Raw genomic sequence first — 554 nt, 5'->3', positions numbered from 1 at the left:
GCCCGGCCACGTCGACCGCCGGCACCGGCACAGGAACGGGCGCGCGTACGGACCAGGCCGCCACGCTGATCGGCGGTGCGCGGGAGCGGATCGACGCGCTCGACGACCGGATCATCGGTCTCGTCCAGGAACGGATGGCGGTCTCGGCCGCCGTCCAGGACGCCCGGATCACCTCCGGGGGCCGCCGCGTCCATCTCTCCCGCGAGATGGAGATCCTCGGCCGCTACCGCGAGGCCCTCGGCAGGCCGGGCACGGCGCTGGCGATGACCTTGCTGGAACTGAGCCGTGGCCGTATCTGAGTTCGGGCACCGCTCTCACCCGTACGGCGCGTGACCGGGCCGACGGAGGCTTCGTTGGACCAGGCGTCCGTGTCACCCAGGGGCGGGCTCGCAGAGATGGCAGAGAACCACGCGTGGCCACCGCCGGGGCGTGCGACGTACCGCAGATACGTCGTGGGACCTCGTCCCGGCGCTCGTGACCGGTCAGCAGGGGACAGCGGCCCGGTCACCCAACGGCGGTCGGTTCCGGGGACGCCCGGACCGACCGCCGTTGGG

The 554-nt window shown here is 73.3% G+C and carries 1 protein-coding gene; it reads left to right on the top strand.

Annotated elements, in window-relative coordinates:
• The coding region (locus BFF77_RS32520; protein ID WP_425424471.1) for a chorismate mutase at positions 1-299 on the top strand (299 nt) is incomplete at its 5' end.
• Positions 300-554: the final 255 nt, after the last annotated feature.

This window comes from Streptomyces lushanensis (assembly GCF_001700515.1).
Taxonomy (GTDB): Bacteria; Actinomycetota; Actinomycetes; order Streptomycetales; family Streptomycetaceae; genus Streptomyces; species Streptomyces lushanensis.
Note: the sequence above shows the minus strand (reverse complement) of the source record. Positions and strands in the feature narration are given on the sequence as shown.